Origin of the sequence: Halobacillus seohaensis (assembly GCF_042663045.1) — a bacterium.
Taxonomy (GTDB): Bacteria; Bacillota; Bacilli; order Bacillales; family Halobacillaceae; genus Halobacillus_A; species Halobacillus_A seohaensis.
Genome location: NZ_JBHSZV010000065.1, coordinates 1 through 5,533 on the forward strand (window position 1 = coordinate 1; position 5,533 = coordinate 5,533).

The window sequence follows — 5,533 nt, forward strand, 5'->3', positions numbered from 1 at the left end:
GTGAAGGGCTCCCGCTTACTCGACTGGGATACGCGGGTTAGATGAGACCCCGGAAGGCGCCAGCCTGAGGAGGCTCAGCGCACGCCCACGGAAAGCGACTCCTTCCCCACAGCCCCTTTCTCCACACAATCATCTCAGAATCGAGTCTTCAACAATACTGCTAAGTTAGCGCAACAAGCACAACTTCGTCAATGTGCATAACTATTAGTATATATACATTTTTCGTGAGCATCATATCGATAAGAGTGTGTATGATTGTTAAGACGATCATACACACTCTTACAAATAAAAGGGAAGTCCATAACTGGGAAAAAGTGTTGCATTTAATAAGCAAAAACTGTGTCAACTCTTTCAAGGCGGTCACACCACTATCGCAAGAACGTCATCTGGGGTCAGGTCTCTCATCCTCAACAACCATCGATCACTAGTATCGCAGAAGGCCCTGACCCCACTTCTCATCCAGAACACCACATCCAGCTGACGCTCCCAGCTCTACACAAGGTAAAGGAAATCGGTTTTAGGTAGCCAGTTTCAAAACAAGAATGACATCACCCGACCCTTACAAACTTATCTACACAATCCGACAGAATCTTCGGAACTTCGTTTACTTTTCATATTAAGCAATTTATAATAGAAGTGTAACTCCAATCAATGTGTGAATAGGTCATTGGATTTGTTTTTTATTAAAACTAAAGTCTCATCTGTATCATACAGAAGAGCACCTATTCAAATATAAACTCATATGTTTACAACTCACGCGGGGGTAATATGTTACATAATAGCTTATCTAAACAATTATTAATCTGGGTGGTATTATTATCAGTTTTTATTCTAAGCTGTAGTATCATCCTTTTTGTGATTCAAAATAATATTTTTTCGAATTATTCTGAGAAACAAGAAGGTATTGAAGAAAAGTACACCTATGTTGAAAGTATTGATGACACAGTTCATGAAGCTGTTTTTGATTATAGTCGTTTTGTTAATTCAGAAAATATGTCTTATTTGGATTTCCAACAACAATATGAGCAAACCATTTACGAAGACCTTCAAGATTTGAAAGAAATGAGTACTAGTGAAGCTGATGAAACATATATAGAAGCCACTGAATCCTTCCAACGTTATTACTTCAAGGATATACTACCTTTAACAACTTCATATGTACAAGATAATCAAACCGAAAAAATTTCCTCTCTATTTAATAATACTAATTTTAACGATGAAATTAACCAGATTAATAACGAATCTGATAAGTATGAATCGAATTTGGATGATCAAATGAGTCAGACAATTGACGCTTTTGATCGTAATAGGCATCTAATTGACATCGCTGTTTTCACTTATATTATCGTTATATTATTTACGGTATTTATTATCGTACGAATTATATCACGACGTATTGGCTCTCCGTTAAGAGAGTTGTCACAGGCAGCCAATCAACTAAGTGCTGGCGAACGTAATGTTTCGGTTAAAGCTTTGAATCGTCATGATGAGTTAGGCGCTTTATCAGAGGCATTTAGAAGAATGATTAGTAAAATTAGAAGATCCGAAGTAGCCGAACAGCAATTGAATAAAGAACTATCAGAAAAAAATACTGATTTAGAACAACTTGTATACATTGCTTCTCATGATCTGCGGTCTCCGTTAATTAATATTCAAGGTTTTAATAAAGAGCTTCAAGCTAGCTTTAAGGAAATTGACTCTGCGCTGCAAAGTGATCAGGATATTGATGACATCAGAAAACAAGTAGCTCCTTTAATAGAAGAAGACATTCCAGAGGCCTTCTATTATATCGTCGCTAGTACCGATAAAATGGACGCACTGCTTAATGCTTTATTAAGACTTTCAAGGATCGGAAGACAAAGACCGGATATTCAACCGTTAGATATGAATCAAATGATATCAGAAGTCGTAAAAAACTATGAATTTCAAGCAAATGAAAGCAATATTCGTTTAGAAGTCGGCGACCTTCCCCAAGCAATGGGAGATGCGGGTCTTATTGATCAGGTGATATCCAATTTGATCGGCAATGCCCTTAAATTTCTACATCCTGATCGCGCTGGAATCGTCAAAGTGTATGGTTATGTGGAGAATGAGCAAGCCATTTATTGTGTGGAAGATAACGGGATTGGGATATCAGAACAATATCAGCAACAAATTTTTAATTTATTTGAAAAGATAGATCCTTACGTAGATGGTGAAGGGTTAGGATTAACAATCATGCGCAAAATCTTGGAACGCCACGCAGGAGAAATTTGGGTAGAATCTGAACTTGATATGTACAGTAAGTTTTATTTTTCATTACCAAAAGTAGCACAGGGTAAGACAGGAAAGGATGAACAATGATGGATGAAAATATTAACAACGTTGTCGTGATTATTGCTGAAGATGATGATGGACATGCTGCACTTATTAAAAAGAATTTGAAACGTGGCGGGATTTCCAATGAAACCATGCGTTTTAAAAATGGTGAAGAAGTATTGGATTTTCTATTTAAAAAAGGTAAAGGAGATCAAATGCAGTCTGGTTTTTCATACTTACTGCTGTTAGACATGCGAATACCCAAGGTTGATGGCATGGAAGTCCTCCGTCAAGTCAAAAATGATGAAGTGCTACGCAAAATGCCTGTCATTATGCTCACTACCACCGATGATCCTACTGAAATAAATAAATGTCACGAAATAGGTTGCAATAGTTATGTTGTCAAACCTATTAATTATAATGATTTTATACATGTCATCCAACAACTTGGTATTTATATAAAAATTGTAAAAGTTCCTCCCATGGATGAAGAACAGGAGGTGGAAGATTGATAAGTTCTTCCTCCCATATGGCACATACGAATCATGTAATCGTCGCAGAGGATGACCTTGGATTAAATAAACTTATTCAGAAGAACCTAAGAGATACAGGTTATACGGTCAAAGGTACAACGAGTGGGTTGGAAACGATAGAATATACTGAGCAATATCAAGACTGTATTCTCGTCTTGGACTATTCCCTTGCCGATATGAAAGGAAATGAATTAATAGAGACTCTTATGTCTAAACAAATAGATATCCCGTTTATTATGATGACAGCCAATACAGATCTCCAGGTAGTATTAGAGATGATGAAGTTGGGTGCCTTTGATTATATAATCAAAGATTCCAACTTACTTGAACTTTTACCTAGAACAGTAAATAAAGTTGTCGACCAATTGGAAACTAGGAGTAAATTAACGGCATCACTTGAAGAGGTAAAAGAAGGTGAAAAGCAATATCGGGAATTAATCGAACTTTCGCCAGATGCCATTCTCGTTTTTCATGATACGAATATTCTTTATTCTAACCATCAGGGAGCGGTTCTTTTCGGTGAAACAACTGAAAAATTAACAGGGAGAAGTATGTTAGATTTTATCGATCTAAGATATAAGGAGGATTTTAAGGGATTATTAGAAAAAATGGAAAATGATAATATGGAGACAGAGTCTTCTTTTATTCAAGAGTCCTTTCATCGTCAGGATGAACAAGTACGTGATATAGAAGTGAAAGCTACGCCTATTAGCTTTAATGGACAATCAGCAACATTGGCTATTATTCGAGATGTGACAGAACGTAGATTAACTGAGGAATCCCTACAACAAAGCTTACAAGAAATTGAATTACTATCAAGTGCTGTTGAAAAGTTAACTATCGGAATGGTGATTACCGATCCTAACCAAAAAGATAATCCTATTGTATATGCCAATTCTCACTTCTATGAATTGACTGGCTATTCTTCTGAAGAACTCATAGGTCAAAATTGCAGAATGCTTCAAGGTGAAGGGACTGATCCTTTATCTGTGAGAGATATAAGAGAAGCTATTACAAATTCCGAGCCTATATCCACTGAGATCTTAAATTATCGAAAAGATGGATCCCCATTTTGGAATGAATTGCAATTAACACCTATTTATAATTCCAGTGGTGACCTGATGCATTATATTGGTCTTCAAAAAGATATATCAGACAGAAAACGAGCAGAAGAAGAAATTGAAACTATGGCTTATTACGACTCGCTTACAGAATTGCCCAATCGACGCTTGTTTCTCGATCGGTTGAATCAAGCCCTTAATGAAAGAATACGAGACGGGCAAGGGTTAGCTGTCATAATGATTGATCTAGATCGTTTTAAAATTGTAAATGATTCTCTAGGTCATTACGCTGGCGACATCATCTTGCAAGACCTTGCCTCGCGTTTGAATCACCATATCCGAAAAAGTGATACTTTAGCTCGTTTGGGTGGAGATGAATTTATCTTGCTAATACCAAGCATCACTTCCACAGGAGATGTGAATACGATTTGTCGTCATTTACAAGATGCCATGTTTCATCCTTTTCATGTGGAAGAACGAATCTTTGATCTGAGTCTGAGCATAGGGATAAGCACATTCCCTGAAGGTGGAGCAAATAGTAACACTCTAATAAAAAATGCAGATATCGCAATGTATAGTTCTAAAGAACAGGGACGTAATAGGTATCAATGGTTCACCTCGTCCATGGATGATATGGTCATTGAAAAAGTTAACATTGAAACATCTATTAGAAAATGTTTAGCAAACGATGAATTTATTTTACATTATCAACCGAAAATTAATCTCGAGACAGGTGCCACCTATGGGGTGGAAGCTCTTATTCGTATGCCATCTTATGAAAACGGGTTAATCCCACCGTCATCTTTTATACCTTTAGCAGAAGAAACGGGTCTGATTGTTTCAATTGGAAAATGGGTGCTGGACACCGCTTGTAAACAGAATAAAGCCTGGCAAGATAAAGGCTTCGCTCCTTTACGTATTAGTGTTAACATATCTGCACGTCAATTTCTGCAGGAGGACATTGTCGAACAGGTAAGACAGACGTTAAACGATTCTGGCCTTGAACCGAAGTGGTTAGAACTTGAATTAACAGAAAGCATTATCATGCGTGATTTAGAGGATACTGCTGAGAAACTTCAACAATTAAAGAAAATGGGGATTACTATATCTATTGATGACTTTGGTACGGGATTTTCCTCGCTTAGTTACTTGAAAAATTCCCCTGTTGATATACTAAAAATAGATCAATCATTCTTAAAATGTATTGATGAAAATGATGATACGAATGAAGCTATTGTTCGGGCTATCATTTCACTTGGTCAAAGCTTACAAATGAATGTTATTGCCGAAGGGGTGGAAACAGAGGGGCAACTCCGCTTTTTAAAAGCGGAACAATGCAACTCAGCCCAGGGCTATCTTTTTGGCGTTCCTTGTGACGCTCAAGCGTTCGGCGAATTTCTAAAAAGTAAAAAACAGTGGTTCGAGTTTAAGTAGTTCCGATACCGTGGAGAAAGTCTAAAATAACACACTATGTTTAGCATCATAAATAACAAAAAGGTCCGTTTGCCGTATGGGGATTGGGAGTGCAGGGAAAACAGCTCGCTTTCCGCGGGCAGACGCCAAGCCTCCTCGAGCTTCGCGGTAGTGTCAAGAAGTCTGTGTAAATCAAGGAAGGTTCTCCTATGTTAAACATTAAGTTTT

At 37.4% G+C, this 5,533-nt stretch carries 3 protein-coding genes; all 3 read left to right on the forward strand.

What is annotated here, in order from left to right; translation table 11 throughout:
• The first annotated feature begins 855 nt into the window (after positions 1 to 855).
• The 3 genes from ACFQIC_RS20455 to ACFQIC_RS20465 are packed head-to-tail and all read left to right on the forward strand — an operon-like array spanning position 856 to position 5,326.
• Positions 856 to 2,343, forward strand: coding sequence for a sensor histidine kinase (locus ACFQIC_RS20455; protein ID WP_390217812.1), 1,488 nt, complete (start codon positions 856 to 858; stop codon positions 2,341 to 2,343).
• Complete coding sequence (locus ACFQIC_RS20460) at positions 2,343 to 2,810, forward strand: response regulator (RefSeq protein ID WP_204712347.1); 468 nt, start codon at positions 2,343 to 2,345, stop codon at positions 2,808 to 2,810. Before ACFQIC_RS20455 ends, ACFQIC_RS20460 begins: the two co-directional genes overlap by 1 nt.
• 17 nt (positions 2,811 to 2,827) lie before the next feature.
• The gene (locus ACFQIC_RS20465; protein ID WP_390217814.1) at positions 2,828 to 5,326 is read left to right on the forward strand and encodes an EAL domain-containing protein; all 2,499 of its coding nucleotides are present in this window, start codon (positions 2,828 to 2,830) and stop codon (positions 5,324 to 5,326) included.
• The last annotated feature ends 207 nt before the right edge of the window (positions 5,327 to 5,533 follow it).